Here is a 15,870-nt window from a genome sequence, read left to right as displayed (position 1 = left end):
TCCGAAGTGGGCCGGCCGGTCAAGGAAGGAGAGTCAGGGATGCGAAGGCGGCAATGGTCGCGCGGGGGGAGGATGCCCATGGGAGCGTGGATACTGGCCATCGGGCTGCTGGCGTGGGCAGCCATGGGCGTCTGGCAACGCTACAAGCCGCTTCCCGAGGGTGTTGGTGAGGCCTATCCGGTTCGCGGTGTCGAGACGGTGACGTTCCTCGCCGACGAGACCTGGTACGATGCCGAGGGAGAGCGCCATCGTCGGCGGGTCATCTTCGACGAAGTGCTCGACATGATCGGCCAGGCGCAACGTCTGGTGGTCGTCGACATGTTCCTGTTCAACGACTTTGCCGGCCAGGCCAAGGGTCACGAGTTCCGCCCCCTCTCGGCACAGCTCACCGAGGCGCTGGTGCGTCAGCGTGAGCGCTATCCCGAGCTCCAGGCGGTACTCATCACCGATCCGCTCAACACCCTCTATGGCGGCCTCGAGCTTGATCACCTGCAGCGCCTGCACCAGGCAGGCGTGTCGGTCATCATGACCGATCTGACGCGGCTGCGTGCGTCCAACCCCCTGTGGTCCGGCCTCTGGCATCTCGGGCCGCGCTGGCTCGGCAACAGCGCCCAGGCCGGCTGGTTGCCCAACCTGCTGGGGCCGGGACGCGTGACTCTGCGCAGCTATCTGGCCATGGCCAACTTCAATGCCAACCATCGCAAGACCCTGGTGGTGGATCAGGGCGAGGGCTGGGCGGGGCTTGTGACCTCGGCGAACCCCCATGATGCCAGCAGCCTTCACGGCAACGTGGCCATGCGCTTCGAAGGCCCGGCGGCGCTGGACCTGCTGGATTCGGAGCGTTCGGTGGCGGCCTGGTCGGGTGTCGAGGTGGCAGGGCCGCTGCCCCCGGCAGTCGACGACGACGTCACCGGCCTGCGCCTGCAGTTGCTGACCGAGGGGGCCATCCTCGATGCGCTGTTGACCGCCGTGGAGCGCACCCGGGAAGGGGATCGGCTGGATATCGCGGTCTTCTACCTGGCCCATCGCGACCTTATCGATGCCTTGATCGCCGCGCGTCGACGTGGCGTCGAGGTCCGGGTGCTTCTCGACCCCAACCGGGAGGCCTTCGGCATCGCGAAGGGGGGCATTCCCAACCGGCCGGTGGCCGATGAACTGGCGGCGGCCGGCATCGCGGTGCGCTGGTGCGCCACCCGCGGCGAGCAGTGTCACAGCAAGCTGCTATTTCGCCATCCGGTGGATGGCGGAGAGGCAGAGCTGATCCTCGGCTCGGCCAATTTCACCCGGCGCAACCTGGATGACCTTAACCTCGAGACCAGCGTAAGGCTGACCGGCCCGCCACAGCACCCCTCGCTGGGCGAGGCGGCGGCCTTCTTCACCCGTCGCTGGCAGTCCACGCCGGACCATACGACCAGTCACCCTTACACGAAGGAGGACGATGTCAGCGCGGAGACCTGGTGGCGCTATCGGCTCATGGAAGCCACCGGGCTCTCGACTTTCTAGTCACGCTTCGGGATCAGCTAGTCCACGTGGGTCACGGCCTCATGACGCGAGTCCAGATACCAGGGCACACCGAGGCGGGCATTGCGCTCGAGTTCGGCGATGACCTGGGCGCCAAGCAAGAGGATGACGGCGCCCACCTCCAGGGACAGCAGCACCACGATCAGGGTCGCCAGCGAGCCATAGACGGCATTCACGAAGGACAGGTTCTCGAAGTAGAACACCAGCAGCAGTCGCACGCCTTCCCACAGCAGGGCCGCGACGAAGCCGCCGACCACGGCGCGCCGCAAGGCGATGCGTACCACCGGCAGAACCTTGTAGATGGCGCTGAAGAGCAGGAAGACCCCGGCGAAACTGGTCAGGTTAAGGGCAGTGCTGGAGAGCCCTGCCAGGGGCAGCTCGCGGCCCAGCACCGCCATCCACAGGGCATTCACCGCGTTGGCCAGGCTCACCAGCAGGGTCAGGCCCAACAGGCCGGCGCCCAGGACCAGCATGAAGGCATAGGGCATCAGCACCGAGACCCAGATCGAGCGCCCTGTATGGGTGTCCGGAGCGTGGAAGATGATCGCCAGGGCATCCTCGAGCATGCGAAAGGCAAAGGAGCTGAACACCAGCAGTACGGGGATGCCGAGGATGCCGATGGCATCCCGGGAGTCGAGCAAGGTGCGCACGGCGTCCAGCAGCACCTCGGCATGGGCCGGTGCCAGGTGGCGGGCCTGGATCGCCAGCACGCTGAGCAGGTGCTGCTCGTCCACCACCTGGGCAAGCAGCACGACGAGCAAGGCAAACAGCGGCACGATGGAGAGCAGGATGTTGTAGCCGACGCCGCCGGCCAGCAGGATTCCCCGGTTACGCAGGAAGGCCCCCAGGACGCGCCAGGCGAAATGGCCCACCCGTGGCAGGAGGGTGAGCACGCGGTGACGGCGGGGGGGGCGGTCCGGCGGTGCGGTCATGGGCGATCCGGTCGGCAGGGCTTTCGGCATGATACGCCGAGGGTCGCCTTCTGCGTCAATGCTGCCGCGGCGCCCCTGCACGCCCTTGGCCGGCAGAGACCGGGCCGTGGACGCGGTCTTCGCGGGCCCTCCCAGGGGCCTGCCGTGCCTGGCAGAGTCCCGGTGAAGCCAGCGGTGCCCCCGGTCACCGCGATGGTCGAGACCCGGTGGCGTTTCGGGGTGTATGCTGAAATGGTTGCCGGGGCGCCTGCCGAGGGTGTCGCTGGCCCCAGCCAATCATCAATGGAGAATGCCCGATGGCCGATAGCTCGATGGGACAGCTATTCAAGGACAACCGCGTCAGAGGCTTGGCGGCCGTGGCGGTGGTTGCCATCGTCTGGGCCTTGGTGGCCCAGTCCAGCGTGAGTTCCAGCAACGAGGCACGCAAGTCACTCCAGACGCGGCTCGATACGGCGTTGGCGGAGAACGAGTCGTTGTCCGGACGTCTCGCCCAGCTGGATGCGGCCAAAACCGATGTCGAGAACCTCCAGACCACGATCGCGGATCTGGAGACCCGCCGACAGGAGGCCGAGGCCGAGCTCGAGACCAAGACGGCCGAGCTGAGTAGCGCCCAGACTCAGCTTGAGGAGGTGCGTGCCCGGCTCGAGACCATGCAGGCCGAGGCCGAGAGCGCCGAGACGCGGCTGGCCGAGGCCGAGGCGGCCCTGGGCGATGTCCAGGAGCAGGCCAAGGACGCCGAGCAGGCACGCGATCAGGCCCAGGCGGCTCGTGAAGAGGCGGAAGCCGCCCGCGAGCAAGCCGAACAGGCTCGCCAGCAGGCCGCCGACCAGCGCGAGGCAATGACCCAGGAGAACACCGCACTGGAGGAGCAGATTGGTGAGCTCGAGGCTTCCCTGGAAGCGCTCAACCAGGAACAGCAGACCCTGCAGGCTCAGCGTGACGAGACCCGCAACGAGTTCGAGGACCTCAAGGTGGCGATCCAGATCGGCCGTGAGGAGCTGGCCGAGATCGATGCCCAGGTCGAGGCAGGTCGCGACCAGCTGGAGCAGCTGCAGAAGCAGCTCGACGCCTGGCGGGATCAGCTGGCCGAACTGGACACTCGTGTCGCCGAGAGTGCCGCGACCTCACCGTCAGAGAGTGCTGCCGCCTCTGGGACGACAACGACGAAGGCCGGTGATGCTGATGCTGCTGGTGGCAACGGCCAAGCCTCATCCAGCTCCTCTGAGGCCGACGAAACGGCGACTGGCGAGGGCAGCGGAGGCGCCGCCGTCAAAAGCGAGCAAGCCTCGGCTTCCGACGAGTCTCAGACCGACACCGCCACCGATGGCGCGGCGGGCAAGTCGTCTCAGACCACGACGGCCGATGAGGTGGATCAGGACATCAGTGGCGAGGAGGCCTCGCCGGAAGACGCCGAAGCCGCGTCCATGGAGTCCAAGGAGTCGTAACCCGTCACATGTTCGAGCCTGGGGGGGGGCGCGCCGCGGCGCGCCCCTTGTCGTTTCCAGACAGGTGCCGACATTGCATCGCCCCGCGCCGTGACGGGTATACTGGCACCAGTTGCCGCCTGGTCGGCACCGCCAACTGCACAAGGAGCGAGTCGTGATCGAAGGGGTCAAGCACATCGTCGCCGTGGCGTCCGGCAAGGGCGGGGTGGGCAAGTCCACCGTTACCGCCAATCTGGCGCTGGCCATGGCCGCCGAAGGCTATCGCGTGGGCGTTCTCGATGCCGATATCCACGGGCCCAGCCAGGCCCAGATGCTGGGTGTCGGCGAGGGCGTGCGCCCCGAGGCCGCCGGCGAGAACCGCATGAAGCCGCTCGAGGCCCATGGCATCCAGGCCATGTCCATGGCCTTTATGGTCGACATCCGCGAGCCCATGGTGTGGCGTGGCCCCATGGTGGCCGGTGCCTTCCAGCAGCTGCTCACCCAGACCGTATGGGACGACCTGGACGTGCTGTTCATCGATATGCCGCCGGGTACCGGGGACATTCAGCTGACCCTGGCCCAGAAGGTGCCGGTGGATGGCGCCGTGATCGTCACCACGCCCCAGGACATTGCCCTGCTGGATGCCCGCAAGGGCATCGAGATGTTCCGCAAGGTCAACGTGCCGGTACTCGGTGTGGTCGAGAACATGAGCCTGCATATCTGCTCCCAGTGTGGCCACAGCGAGCCGATCTTCGGCGAGGGCGGTGGGGAGCGTATCGCCGGCGAGTACGACACCCGGGTGTTGGGCCGCCTGCCGCTGGCGCTGTCGGTCCGCGAGCAGGCCGACGGGGGCCGTCCCACCGTGGTGGCCGAGCCGGAGGGCGAGGTGACCGCCACCTTCCGTGACATGGCCCGCCAGGTGGCCGACCAGCTCAAGGGTGCGGCGGCTGACGAAGGCCCGGAGATATCCTTTAGCGAGTGATGGCTCCCCGCCCGATTGGGCGGGGCTTCCCACTTCTTGGGCAGCAGCCGGCGTGGCGCCATCGTGACGCCTGCCCGCGGGGCCGCTATCATGGCGGCCCCGATTGTTTCGATCACACCCATCAGGACGACCCCATGAGCATCAAATCCGACCACTGGATCCGCCGCATGGCCGAGCGGGAAGGCATGATCGAGCCCTTCGAGGCCGACCAGGTGCGCTATGTGAACGATCGGCGGGTGATCTCCTACGGGACGTCCAGCTACGGCTACGATGTGCGCTGCGCCGACGAGTTCAAGGTCTTCACCAATATCCATTCGGCGGTGGTCGACCCCAAGGGCTTCGACGACAAGAGCTTCGTCGACATCAAGGGCGACGTCTGCGTGATTCCGCCCAACTCCTTCGCCCTGGCGCGCACCGTGGAGTACTTCCGCATCCCGCGCAGCGTGCTGACCATCTGCCTCGGCAAGTCCACCTATGCCCGCTGCGGGATCATCGTCAACGTCACGCCCCTGGAGCCGGAGTGGGAAGGGCACGTGACCCTGGAGTTCTCCAACACCACCAACCTGCCGGCCAAGATCTATGCCAACGAGGGCGTGGCCCAGATGTTGTTCCTCGAATCCGACGAGGTCTGCGCCACCTCCTACAAGGACCGTGGCGGCAAGTACATGGGGCAGCGGGGGGTGACCCTGCCGCGGACCTGAGCCCGGGCTGCGCCCGGGAGCTGTAAGCCATAAGCTTCAAGCTGGAAGAAAAAACCGCCCCTGGTGCTTGCCATGGGGCGGTTTTCTTTAGGTTGCCTTCCAGCTTCCAGTTTACTCCTCGGCGTCCTCGTCCAGCTCCTCGGCCGCGTCGGCGTGGGAGAGGCGCATGCCGCTGGACGGCAGGGGGGTGCCGTCCATGCTGGCAGCGTCGCCGGCCAGCTTGAGGCGGCCCTCGAGGAACCAGCGCACCGCGATGGGGAAGATCAGGTGTTCCCGGGCCTGCACCTTGGCCTTGAGGCTGTCCTCGGTCTCGTCCGGGGCGATAGCCACCTCGGCCTGCAGGGCCACCGGTCCGCCGTCGAGCTCCTCGGTGACGAAGTGCACGCTGCAGCCATGGCTGGCCACGCCGTCGGCCAGGGCTCGGGCGTGGGTATGCAGCCCCTGGTAGGCCGGCAGCAGGGATGGATGGATATTGAGCATGCGTCCCAGGAAGCGCTGGACGAAGCGCGGCGTGAGAATGCGCATGAACCCGGCCAGCACCACCAGATCGGGCTCGTGGCGCTCGATGACCTTGATAAGCGCCCCGTCGAAGGCCTCGCGGCTTTCGTACTCCCGGTGGGGCAGGGCGACGGCGTCAATGCCGGCATCCCGGGCCCGCTTGAGGCCATAGGCGTCGGGCTGGTTGGAGACCACGGCGACGATCTCGCCGCCGAGCTCGTCATGTTCCTGGGCGTCGATCAGCGCCTGCAGGTTGCTGCCGCTGCCCGAGATCAGCACCACCACCCGGCGCGCCTCGGTGGGTTCGGGGGTGAAGTCCTGCAGAGTGTCGCTCTGGTAGCCGGTCTCGCTCATGCCTTGAGGTTCTCCAGCCGGACCGTGTCCTCGTCCTCGCCGCGGGCGACGATCTCACCGATGCGATGCACCGTCTCGCCGAGGCCCTGGAGGTGGGCGCGAGCCTGGTCGGCCTTCTCCGCCGGGACCACCAGCACCATGCCGATACCGCAGTTGAGCACCCGGTGCATCTCGTGCTCGTCGACGTTGCCCTGTTCCTGCAGCCAGTCGAAGACGTCCGGGCGAGTCCAGCTGGCCACGTCGATGCGCGCGGCGGCCCCCTCCGGGAGCACCCGCGGCAGGTTCTCGAGCAGCCCGCCGCCGGTGATGTGCGAGAGCGCATGCACCGGCACGTCGGTTTCCTTGAGCAGTGACAGCAGCGGCTTGACGTAGATGCGGGTCGGGGCCAGTAGTGCCTCGCCCAGCGGCTGGCCGTCGATGGCGGTGTCCAGGGAGGCGCCCGAGACCTCGAGGATCTTGCGGATCAACGAGTAGCCGTTGGAGTGGGGGCCGGAGGAGGCCATGCCCAGCAGCACGTCGCCCTCGGCGACCCGCTGGCCGTCGAGGATCTCGTCCTTCTCGACGACGCCGACGCAGAAGCCGGCCAAGTCATAGTCGCTGCCCTCGTACATGCCGGGCATCTCGGCGGTCTCGCCGCCCACCAGGGCGCAGCCGGCCTGTTCGCAGCCCTCGCCGATGCCGGTCACCACGTCGGCGGCGATGTCCACATCCAGCTTGCCCGTGGCATAGTAGTCGAGGAACAGCAGCGGCTCGGCGCCGGCAACCACCAGGTCGTTGACGCACATGGCCACCAGGTCGATGCCGATGGTGTCATGACGGCCGAGATCCATCGCCAGGCGCAGCTTGGTGCCCACGCCGTCGGTGCCGGTCACCAGCACCGGCTCGCGATAGCCGCTGGGCAGCTGGCACAGGGCGCCGAAGCCGCCCAGGCCGCCCATCACCTCGGGGCGAGTGGTGCGGCGGGCGACGCCCTTGATGCGGTCGACCAGGGCGTTGCCGGCATCGATGTCGACGCCGGCATCCTTGTAGCTGAGGGAAGCCCCGCTCGGGCGGTTGGTGGAATCGGTCATGACCTGTCCTGTGTGAACATTGCTGTCGAAGAGTCGTCCCGACGCCGTGGCAGGCCCGCGCGCGGGGGCGCCACGGTGGGCAAGAGTGGGCAGGAATTGTAGCATCACGACGCGCGGCTCGCACCGCCGGGCCAGGCATCACACAGGGAGAGCGCGATGCGCAGACAGGGGTGGATAGTGGCCGTGATCGCGGCCCTGGGATTGTGGTTCTTCATCAGCATCGAGCCGGTGCTGATGCCGTTCTTCGTCAGTATGGTCCTGGCCTACCTGGGCGACCCGTTGGCCGACCGGCTGGAGGAGCACGGGCTGTCACGCCGGCTCTCGGTGTCGGTAGTCTTCCTGCTGCTGACACTGGCCATCGTGCTGACCCTGCTGCTGGTGATTCCCGTGCTGGGCCGCCAGCTCGGCCAGCTGGTGGAACTGATGCCGGTAGCCCTGAACTGGATGCAGAGCAGCGTGCTGCCCAAGCTGCAGTCGCTGACCGGCATCGACCTTTCCACCGACTTCGACCAGATGCGCCAGGCCCTGCTGGACAACTGGCGGGAGACAGGCACCGTCGCCGCCACCCTGCTGGCCCAGGTGTCGAAGTCGGGCCTGGCGCTGGCCGCCTGGGTAGGCAACCTGGCGCTGATCCCGGTGGTGACCTTCTACCTACTGCTCGACTGGGATGAGCTGGTGGCCAAGCTGCGCGGCTCCCTGCCACGCAGCTGGGAGCCCGCCGCAGTGCGGCTGGCCGGCGAGTGCGACGAGGTGCTGTCCGCCTTCCTGCGCGGCCAGCTGATCGTCATGCTGTGCCTGGGCGTGATCTACGCCATCGGCCTGACCCTGCTGGGTCTGAAGTTCGGCCTGCTGATCGGCCTGCTCTCCGGTCTGGCCAGCATCGTCCCCTACCTGGGGGTGATCGTGGGCATCTCGGTGGCCGGCCTGGTGGCGTTCTTCCAGTTCGGCGATATCCTGATGCTGCTTGCGGTGGCGGGCGTCTTCGGCTTTGGCCAGCTCGTCGAGAGCACCCTGCTGCAACCCAAGCTGCTGGGCGACAAGATCGGGCTGCACCCCGTGGCGGTGATCTTCGCCGTGCTGGCGGGGGGTCAGCTGTTCGGCTTCACCGGGGTGCTGCTGGCATTGCCGGTGGCCGCCGTGGTGATGGTGGTGTTGCGTTATCTCCACGAGCATTATAAAAACAGTTCACTTTATGACGCGGGCCATCGGCCCCAGGACGAGGAGTCGCCATGAGCCGTGCACCCGCACAGCTGCCGCTGGGCGTGGGGCTGCGCGACGATGCCACCTTCGCCAACTTCCACCCGGGACCCAGTGCGACCCTGGTCGATCGCCTCAAGCACCAGCTGGACGACGACGGGGAGCCCTTTCTCTACCTGTGGGGGGGCGACGGCGTGGGACGCAGTCACCTGCTCCAGGCAGCCTGCCACGCGGCTTCCGACCGCGACTGCCGTGCCCTCTACCTGCCGCTGGAGGAGCTCGGCCACTTCCCGCCGCTGATGCTCGAGGAAGTCGAGCGCCTGGACCTGGTGGCCATCGACGACCTCGACCGGGTGGTGGGCCGCAAGCGCTGGGAGGAGGCCCTGTTCCATGCCTTCAACCGCCTGCGTGACGAGGGGCGACGCCTGGTGATCGCCGCTTCCGCGCCGCCCCGGCAGCTGGGTGTCGCCTTGCCGGATCTGGCCTCGCGGCTGACCTGGGGGATGACCTTCCATGTCCAGGGACTCGATGACGGCGAGCGGCTGGAGGCGCTGCAGCTGCGTGCCCGGGTGCGCGGCATGCAGCTCCCCGACGAGGTGGCGCGCTACATCCTGCACCGCGGGCCCCGTCGTCTGGAGGCGTTGTTCGAGGCCCTCGAGACCCTCGACCGCGCCTCGCTGTCGGCCCAGCGCAAGCTGACCATTCCCTTCGTCAAGCAGGCGCTGGGCTGGTAGGAGTCACTGCCGACCGCATAGCCAGTCGGTATCGAAGCGAAAGGCGTTGAGGATGTCGTCCTGGGTGAAGCCGTGCGTCTCCAGGGTGTCCTGCCAGGTCCGGGTATTGCGGTAGTCCAGTAATTCCTCGGTAAAGGCGTCACGCAGCGCCTGGGCCTCCGGGGGGAAGGTGAAGGCGCCCCAGCTGCGCACCAGCTGCCCGTCGACCTTCGGATCCTCGAAGTTCTGCACTACCTCGACCTCCGAGCTGCTGTCGTCCAGCTGGCTCACCGTGAGGCCGGTGCCGGCATAGGCCTCCGCGTCCCCCTCCAGCAGGGTATCGATGGCGGCTTCGTTCTTGGCGATTCTGACCACCTGGGTGTCCGGGACCCCCAGCGCTTCCATGATGTCGATCTGGGTCGCGCCATCGAGGACGGCGACGCGGATGTCGTCGCGCTCGGCGAAATCGGCATAGCCGCCGATCTCCAGTGGGTTCGAGGCCCGAACCAGCAGTCCCTCGCCATAGGAGGTGTTGGGCGCCGAGAACAGCACCCGCTCACAGCGAGCCGGGCGAATGGCCATCTCGGCGGCGGCCATGTCGAAGCGCCCCTCCTCGAGTCCCGGGATCAACTCGCCGAAGGCCGTGACCACCCACTCGATCTGGTCGATCCCGAGCTCCTCCAGGACGTGCCGGGCCACCTCGGGGCCGGCGCCGCGTCCCTCTCCGTCCTCGTCCAGGTAGCCGTAGGGCACCTCGTTGGCCACGGCGACGCGGATGCTGCCAGCTTCCTGGAGTTCCGCCAGGGTCGCCGCCATGGCGGGAGGGGTAAAAGCCAGGGTCAGGGCAAGCGCCCAGCGGGTCCCGGGCGCGGCAAAGGGGCGGTCGGTGCTGCGGTCCATGTCGAATCTCCCGTCCGAGCCGGCACCTCGGTTAAGAGATGCCTGTATCAGCCTTCAGGGTAGATGGCGGCGGATAAGGCCGCCATGGAGGCCGGGTCAGCGTCGGAGCTGGACCTGGCGATGCTGGCCGGGGGCCAGCGAGACCTGGTGGATCACCACGCGCCGCTTGCCGCTGGCGGGGTCCACCAGGCTGCCCGAGACGTAGAACTCACCGGCGGGCAGGCCGCGCAGCAGGAAGTGGCCGTTGGCATCGGTGCGCGTGGTATGGGTATAGGCCCGCGCCCGGGGATCCGCCGGCTCGACGGCGCGGCCGGCCAGGGCCTGCTCGGCGGCCTCGGCGGAATAGGTGGTCACCGGGGCCACCGAGATCGTCTCGCCGGCGCCCACCACCTTGCCCGAGGTGGTGTCCAGGGTCAGCCGGCCGCTCAAGGCAGCGCTGCCGACCTTCTCCAGGGCGGCGTATTCCTCGGCGGGAAAGGCCACCTGGCGGGGCACGCGACCGCGGGTCTGCCCCTTCGATTCGCCGATGTCGATGACCTCGGCGGGGCCCTCGCGCTGGGGGGCGCCGCCGGGGGGCAGCATCTGGCAGCCGGTCAGGATCAGGCCCAGCAAGGCAGTCAGGATGGGGTATCTCATTGCACTCTCCCGGTGGGGTTGGCCCTGTGCGGCAGAGAGAGTAACCAAAAAAGGGGCCACCGCGGTAGCGGTGGCCCCCTTGTCGGTCGCCGAAGGCGACGTCAGGCTTACTGAGCGGCCTTGGTGGCGGTCTCGGTGGCCTGCTTGACGCTGTCTTCGGTCAGCTTCTGGCTCTGCTGGACGAAGTCCTGCTGCAGGGAGACAACCTTCTCGGCGTCGCCCTTCAGGCGCTCGGTCAGGTCCTTGGCGATCTTCTGCTGGCCTTCCATGTAGCTGCGCAGGCCTTCGGCATCCTTGACGTCGAGCAGGGCGCGGATCTGAGCCAGACCGGTGTCGGTGTAGGCCTTGCCGGCTTCCAGCTGGGCGTTGGCCAGCTTCTCGGCGAAGTCCACGGACAGGGTCGTGTAGGCGCGAGCCGGGCCGAAGAACATGGATTCGAACTGCTGGGTGAACTGCTTGGTATCGAAGTTTTGCATCGTCTGACCCTCCTGAGGGTGGCTGGGTGAAGGCCTGGGCGGTCTGCCGATGCCTTCCCTTGTCTGTTGCAGTGCACAATAGCAAAGAGATTTGTGCAGTGCAACATCGACGCCCCACATTCTTTCATTCCGACCCCGGAACGCCTTGCAAGGCGTCTCGGCGGACACCATGGTGACAGGGCAGCCAGTCACGAGGAGCCGATCATGAGCCAGCAGCGTATCGAACGCGACAGCATGGGCGAGCTGGAGGTGCCGGCGAGTGCCCTCTACGGCGCCCAGACCCAGCGGGCGGTCAACAATTTCCCGGTGTCCGGCGAGGCCATGCCCGCGGCCTTCATCCATGCCATCGCGCGCATCAAGCTCGCCGCGGCGAGGGTCAACCGCGACCTGGGGCTGCTCGATGCCGAACGCGCGGCGGCCATCGTGACGGCCGCCGAGGCGGTGATCGCCGGCGACCACGATGGCCAGTTTCCGGTGGATGTCTTCCAGACCGGCTCGGGCACCTCGAGCAACATGAACGTCAACGAGGTCATCGCCACCCTGGCCAGCCATGGCGACCTCCAGGTGAGCCCCAATGACCACGTCAACATGGGGCAGTCCAGCAACGATGTCGTTCCCACGGCCCTTCACCTGTCCGCCGCTCTGGAGGTGACCCGGGAACTGCGGCCGGCGCTGGTCCACCTGCACGAGACGATCGACGTGCGTGCCGCAGGCCTCGACGGTGTGGTCAAGACCGGGCGTACCCACCTGATGGATGCCATGCCGCTGCGCATGAGTCAGGAGCTCGGCGGCTGGTCCAGCCAGGTGGGCCAGGCCATCGAGCGTTTCGACAGTGCCATGGTACGCCTCTGCCGGCTGGCGCAGGGGGGTACGGCGGTCGGCACCGGCATCAATGCCCACCCGGAGTTCGCCGAGCGGATGGCACGCGACCTCAGCGAACAGACTGGCCTGGCGCTGTCGCCCAACGACAGCTTCTTTGCCAGCCTCGGTGCCCAGGATGCCGCCGTGGAGCTGTCCGGGCAGCTACGCGGCTTCGCCTGCGTCATCATGAAGATCGCCAATGACCTGCGCTGGATGAACTCCGGCCCCCTGGCGGGCCTCGGCGAAATCGAACTCGAGGCCCTCCAGCCCGGCAGCTCGATCATGCCCGGCAAGGTCAACCCGGTGATCCCCGAGTCGGCGGCCCAGGCCGCGGCCCAGGTAATCGGTCTCGATACCGCGGTGACGGTGGCCGGCCAGAGCGGCAATTTCCAGCTCAATGTCATGCTGCCGCTGGTGGCCCACAACCTGCTGACCGCCATCACCCTGATGCGCAACACGGCCTGGCTGCTGGCCGATCGGGCCATCGCCACCTTCCAGGTCCGCGAGGAACACCTGAGCGGTCCCCTGTCGCGCAACCCGATCCTGGTGACCGCGCTCAATTCGGTGATCGGCTACGATGCCGCCGCGGCCATCGCCAAGAAGGCCTACCAGGCGGGGCGGCCGATTATCGAGGTGGCCGAGGAGGAGACCGATCTCTCCAGGGAGGAGCTCGAGAGACTGCTCGACCCGGCGGCACTGACCCGAGGCGGGATCCCCGAGTAGCGGCGGCCGGGGGCGGCGGGCTCAGGCGTCCTGGTCCCGCTCCCGGGCCTCCTCCACGGTGCCCTTGGCATCGCGATGCTCCTCCGTGGTGGCCGTCGGGTTCTCGTGCTCGTCGGCCCGGGCGGGGCGATAGCACAGGGTGGCCAGGATCGGGAAGTGATCCGAGCCGAAGCGGGGCAGGCGCTGCATCCTCTTCAGCGTGAAGTGTTCGCTGACGAAGATATGGTCGAGGGGCCAGCGCATCAGGGGATAGTGCGCATGGAAGGTGCTGAACATGCCACGCCCCCGCCGCGGGTCGAGCATGCCGCTCACCCGGCAGAAAAGCCGTGTGCTGCGTGACCAGGCCACGTCGTTGAGATCCCCCGCCACCACGGTGGGCTCGGGATCCTGGTGGATCAGCTTGGCCACCAGCATCAGCTCGCCGTCCCGCCACAGCGACTCCTCGCTCTCGCTGGGGGCCGGCGGCCGGGGGTGCAGGGCATGGAAGCGGATCCGGTCGCCGCTTTCGAGTTCGACGCCGCAGTGGATGGACGGGATATCGTCCTGGATCAGCCACTTGACCTTGGGGTCGACCAGCGGCCGACGCGAATACAGGTGCATGCCATAGAGGTTGTCCAGGGGGATGCGTACGGCATGGGGCCACTTGCTGGCGAGTCCCACGTCCAGTTGCTGCCCCCACCAGTCATCGGATTCCAGGGTCAGGATCAGGTCCGGATCCTGCTCGTGGATGATTGCCAGCAGGGTGTCGCTGTTGCGGTTCGGCGTCAGCACATTGGCCACCAGCAGGGTCAGGCAGCGATCGGGGCGATCATCCCGGGCGGTCTTGACCTGGAGAGGCCACAGCGGCGTCCAGGGCAGGACGTAGCGCAGCTGAACGGCGAGCACGACGCCACCCGCCACGGCGATCCAGGGCGCCACGCCCGAGCCTGCCAGGGGCGAGGCGAGGGCGCAGCCCGCGCCACCCAGGCCGATCTGCAGGCGCGGGAACTCGCAGGCCCGCAGCCACCACCAGTGCCCGGGCACTCGAGCAATCAGGCTGGCCAGCAGCAGCACGGCGGCGATTCCGCCGAGCCCCCATTCGATCATGATGCGCTACCCCCGAGTTGACTTCCGCCAGGCGTGATCGCGTCGCCCCCGTCCTCCAGAGGGTAACGGGACAGCTCTCAGGCTGCGAACTCGTCTCGATGGCGGGCCATGTAGCGCGTCAGCTGCTCGACCTGGAGGGGAGAGAGGCGCAGGCCGAGCTTGGTCCGGCGCCAGAGGATGTCCTGGGGCTCGCGGGCCCATTCCTCGGCCATCAGATATTCCACCTCGGCGGCGGTCAGGCCCGCGCCGAAGTCCTCGCCCAGGGACTCCCGGGAGCGATGGCCGGCCAGGAAGCGCAGGCACAGCGAGCCGTAGCTGCGGGAAAAACGCCGCACCTGGTCCGGGCTCAGGAACGGGAAGTCGGTGGCCAGACGCTCGCGGAAGCGCACCTGGTCACCGATGTCCCCGCCCGGCAGGGGCGCCTCGGCCGTCCAGGCGCCCTGCATCGCCGGCAGGTGTGGGGCCAGGGCGCTCATGGCCGCCTCGGCGAGCTTGCGATAGGTGGTGATCTTGCCGCCGAACACCGATAGCAGGGGCGGGCCGTTGGAATCGAGATCCAGGGTGTAGTCCCGGGTCATGGCGGAGGGCTCGGCGGATTCATCGTCGCATAGCGGGCGGACCCCGGCGAAGGTGCGAATGACATCGTCCCGCGTCAGGGGGCTGCGGAAGTGATCGTTGACCACCGAGAGGATGTAGTCGATCTCCTCCTCGGTGGCCTCGACGCGGGCGGGGTCGCCGTCGTAGTGACGGTCGGTGGTGCCCACCAGGCTGAAGTCCTCCTCATAGGGCAGCACGAAGACGATGCGCTGGTCGGTGTTCTGCAGGATGTAGGCCCGGTCGTCGCGGTTGCGGCGGGGCACGATCAGGTGGCTGCCCTGGATCATGCGCACGCCGTAGCGGGATGGCCGGTGGGCCTTGCCCTTGACCACCTCTTCCACCCAGGGGCCCGCGGCATTGACCAGGGCGCGGGCCCGGCGCAGGAAGCGATGACCGGACGCCACGTCCTCAAGCTCGATCTCCCAGTGGCCGTCGACCTCGCGGGCGTCGAGGCAGCGCGTGCGCACCTGTATCTCGGCTCCCAGCTCCCGGGCCTGGAGGGCGTTGAGGACCACCAGGCGGGCGTCATCGACCCAGCAGTCGGAATACTCGAAGCCGCGGCGGATGTCCGGGCTCATGCCCTGGGCCGGTGTGAGCCTGATGCCGCGCGACCCCGGCAGCTGCTGGCGCTTGCTCAGGTGATCGTAGAGGAACAGACCGGCGCGCAGCATCCAGGCCGGGCGCAGGTGGGAGCGGTGGGGCAGGATGAAACGCAGCGGCCAGATGATATGGGGGGCCTTGGTCAGCAGGACCTCGCGTTCCCGCAGCGCTTCCCGCACCAGGCGGAACTCGTGGTGCTCCAGGTAGCGCAGACCGCCATGGATCAGTTTGCTGCTGGCCGACGAGGTGGCGCCCGCCAGGTCGGCCTGCTCGCACAGGCCCACCGAGAGGCCTCGCCCGGCGGCATCGGCGGCGATGCCGGCACCGTTGATGCCACCACCTATCACGAAGAGATCCAGCATGTCGCGCGTCGTTGCCATCGGGTGCTCCGCTCCGGCAGGGAGGCCGGAATGTCTGAGGGTGATCACGATATGTTTGAAAGCGAAAATAGAGCAATTGAAATCGAACATCAAGAGATGAGGCCCGAGCGACAAGGCGATAGCGGTTGGAGTCGGCGGATCAGCCCCGACGACCTGCGATGGCCCTGACCAGGGGGAGGACGCGGCACCGGCGCCGGCGGACGAGGGGCCCGCCGCAAG

At 67.7% G+C, this 15,870-nt stretch carries 15 protein-coding genes; 7 read left to right on the top strand and 8 right to left on the bottom strand.

Translation table 11 applies throughout. The features are described from left to right. The first annotated feature begins 78 nt into the window (after positions 1–78). A complete protein-coding gene (locus EKG36_RS16405; protein ID WP_221766105.1) occupies positions 79–1,503 on the top strand; it encodes a phospholipase D family protein in 1,425 nt (474 codons plus the stop codon). A 17-nt stretch (positions 1,504–1,520) separates the two neighbouring features. Here EKG36_RS16405 and EKG36_RS16400 read toward each other — a convergent pair whose 3' ends face one another. Then, the gene (locus tag EKG36_RS16400) at positions 1,521–2,453 is read right to left on the bottom strand and encodes a YihY/virulence factor BrkB family protein (protein ID WP_126486048.1); all 933 of its coding nucleotides are present in this window, start codon (positions 2,451–2,453) and stop codon (positions 1,521–1,523) included. 296 nt (positions 2,454–2,749) lie between these two features. Here EKG36_RS16400 and EKG36_RS20520 point away from each other — a divergent pair, with 296 nt between their 5' ends. The 3 genes from EKG36_RS20520 to dcd all read left to right on the top strand — a co-directional run bounded on the left by EKG36_RS20520 (position 2,750) and on the right by dcd (position 5,560). Beyond that, on the top strand, positions 2,750–3,898 hold the full coding sequence (locus EKG36_RS20520) for a coiled-coil domain-containing protein (protein WP_185827583.1): 1,149 nt from the start codon (positions 2,750–2,752) through the stop codon (positions 3,896–3,898). 157 nt (positions 3,899–4,055) lie between these two features. After that, complete coding sequence (apbC, locus tag EKG36_RS16390) at positions 4,056–4,859, top strand: iron-sulfur cluster carrier protein ApbC (RefSeq protein ID WP_185827585.1); 804 nt, start codon at positions 4,056–4,058, stop codon at positions 4,857–4,859. A 134-nt stretch (positions 4,860–4,993) separates the two neighbouring features. Further along, positions 4,994–5,560 (top strand): dCTP deaminase, encoded by a 567-nt coding sequence (gene dcd, locus EKG36_RS16385; RefSeq protein WP_126486044.1) that lies wholly within the window; start codon positions 4,994–4,996, stop codon positions 5,558–5,560. Between the two features lie 111 nt (positions 5,561–5,671). Here dcd and purN read toward each other — a convergent pair whose 3' ends face one another. Beyond that, a complete protein-coding gene (gene purN / locus EKG36_RS16380; protein ID WP_126486042.1) occupies positions 5,672–6,412 on the bottom strand; it encodes a phosphoribosylglycinamide formyltransferase in 741 nt (246 codons plus the stop codon). After that, positions 6,409–7,482, bottom strand: a complete 1,074-nt coding sequence (purM, locus tag EKG36_RS16375) for a phosphoribosylformylglycinamidine cyclo-ligase (RefSeq protein WP_126486040.1) — start codon at positions 7,480–7,482, stop codon at positions 6,409–6,411. Before purM ends, purN begins: the two co-directional genes overlap by 4 nt. 156 nt (positions 7,483–7,638) lie before the next feature. On the opposite strand from purM, the gene EKG36_RS16370 reads away from it, so the two are divergent. Next, on the top strand, positions 7,639–8,715 hold the full coding sequence (locus tag EKG36_RS16370; protein WP_126486038.1) for an AI-2E family transporter: 1,077 nt from the start codon (positions 7,639–7,641) through the stop codon (positions 8,713–8,715). Beyond that, the gene (gene hda, locus EKG36_RS16365) at positions 8,712–9,413 is read left to right on the top strand and encodes a DnaA regulatory inactivator Hda (protein WP_126486036.1); all 702 of its coding nucleotides are present in this window, start codon (positions 8,712–8,714) and stop codon (positions 9,411–9,413) included. Before EKG36_RS16370 ends, hda begins: the two co-directional genes overlap by 4 nt. Positions 9,414–9,416: 3 nt before the next feature. On the opposite strand, the gene ehuB is transcribed toward hda, so the two are convergent. From ehuB to EKG36_RS16350, 3 genes are all read right to left on the bottom strand, one after another. Then, positions 9,417–10,292: an ectoine/hydroxyectoine ABC transporter substrate-binding protein EhuB gene (ehuB, locus tag EKG36_RS16360; protein WP_126486034.1), complete on the bottom strand. Its 876-nt coding sequence runs from the start codon at positions 10,290–10,292 to the stop codon at positions 9,417–9,419. A gap of 96 nt (positions 10,293–10,388) precedes the next feature. Further along, a complete protein-coding gene (locus EKG36_RS16355) occupies positions 10,389–10,928 on the bottom strand; it encodes a carboxypeptidase-like regulatory domain-containing protein (RefSeq protein WP_126486032.1) in 540 nt (179 codons plus the stop codon). A 107-nt stretch (positions 10,929–11,035) separates the two neighbouring features. Then, positions 11,036–11,404, bottom strand: a complete 369-nt coding sequence (locus tag EKG36_RS16350; protein ID WP_126486030.1) for a phasin family protein — start codon at positions 11,402–11,404, stop codon at positions 11,036–11,038. Between the two features lie 204 nt (positions 11,405–11,608). On the opposite strand from EKG36_RS16350, the gene EKG36_RS16345 reads away from it, so the two are divergent. After that, entirely contained in the window at positions 11,609–12,988 is a 1,380-nt protein-coding gene (locus tag EKG36_RS16345) for a class II fumarate hydratase (protein ID WP_126486028.1), read from the top strand. A gap of 21 nt (positions 12,989–13,009) precedes the next feature. Here EKG36_RS16345 and EKG36_RS16340 read toward each other — a convergent pair whose 3' ends face one another. Both EKG36_RS16340 and glpD read right to left on the bottom strand, forming a co-directional pair. Beyond that, positions 13,010–14,074 (bottom strand): endonuclease/exonuclease/phosphatase family protein, encoded by a 1,065-nt coding sequence (locus EKG36_RS16340; RefSeq protein ID WP_126486026.1) that lies wholly within the window; start codon positions 14,072–14,074, stop codon positions 13,010–13,012. 77 nt (positions 14,075–14,151) lie between these two features. Further along, positions 14,152–15,651 carry a glycerol-3-phosphate dehydrogenase gene (gene glpD / locus EKG36_RS16335; RefSeq protein ID WP_126486024.1) on the bottom strand — a complete coding sequence of 500 codons (1,500 nt, stop codon included), beginning with the start codon at positions 15,649–15,651 and terminating at the stop codon, positions 14,152–14,154. Positions 15,652–15,870 lie beyond the last annotated feature (219 nt).

The organism is Halomonas nitroreducens (assembly GCF_003966155.1).
Classification (GTDB): Bacteria; Pseudomonadota; Gammaproteobacteria; order Pseudomonadales; family Halomonadaceae; genus Halomonas; species Halomonas nitroreducens.
This window is presented reverse-complemented; position numbering and strand designations above follow the sequence as displayed.

Coding starts and splice junctions, on each gene's coding strand:
- EKG36_RS16405 (WP_221766105.1), top strand. CDS start 79: ATGGGAGCGTGGATACTGGCCATCGGGCTGCTGGCGTGGGCAGCCATG.
- EKG36_RS16400 (WP_126486048.1), bottom strand. CDS start 2,453: ATGACCGCACCGCCGGACCGCCCCCCCCGCCGTCACCGCGTGCTCACC.
- EKG36_RS20520 (WP_185827583.1), top strand. CDS start 2,750: ATGGCCGATAGCTCGATGGGACAGCTATTCAAGGACAACCGCGTCAGA.
- dcd (WP_126486044.1), top strand. CDS start 4,994: ATGAGCATCAAATCCGACCACTGGATCCGCCGCATGGCCGAGCGGGAA.
- purN (WP_126486042.1), bottom strand. CDS start 6,412: ATGAGCGAGACCGGCTACCAGAGCGACACTCTGCAGGACTTCACCCCC.
- purM (WP_126486040.1), bottom strand. CDS start 7,482: ATGACCGATTCCACCAACCGCCCGAGCGGGGCTTCCCTCAGCTACAAG.
- EKG36_RS16370 (WP_126486038.1), top strand. CDS start 7,639: ATGCGCAGACAGGGGTGGATAGTGGCCGTGATCGCGGCCCTGGGATTG.
- hda (WP_126486036.1), top strand. CDS start 8,712: ATGAGCCGTGCACCCGCACAGCTGCCGCTGGGCGTGGGGCTGCGCGAC.
- ehuB (WP_126486034.1), bottom strand. CDS start 10,292: ATGGACCGCAGCACCGACCGCCCCTTTGCCGCGCCCGGGACCCGCTGG.
- EKG36_RS16355 (WP_126486032.1), bottom strand. CDS start 10,928: ATGAGATACCCCATCCTGACTGCCTTGCTGGGCCTGATCCTGACCGGC.
- EKG36_RS16350 (WP_126486030.1), bottom strand. CDS start 11,404: ATGCAAAACTTCGATACCAAGCAGTTCACCCAGCAGTTCGAATCCATG.
- EKG36_RS16345 (WP_126486028.1), top strand. CDS start 11,609: ATGAGCCAGCAGCGTATCGAACGCGACAGCATGGGCGAGCTGGAGGTG.
- EKG36_RS16340 (WP_126486026.1), bottom strand. CDS start 14,074: ATGATCGAATGGGGGCTCGGCGGAATCGCCGCCGTGCTGCTGCTGGCC.
- glpD (WP_126486024.1), bottom strand. CDS start 15,651: ATGGCAACGACGCGCGACATGCTGGATCTCTTCGTGATAGGTGGTGGC.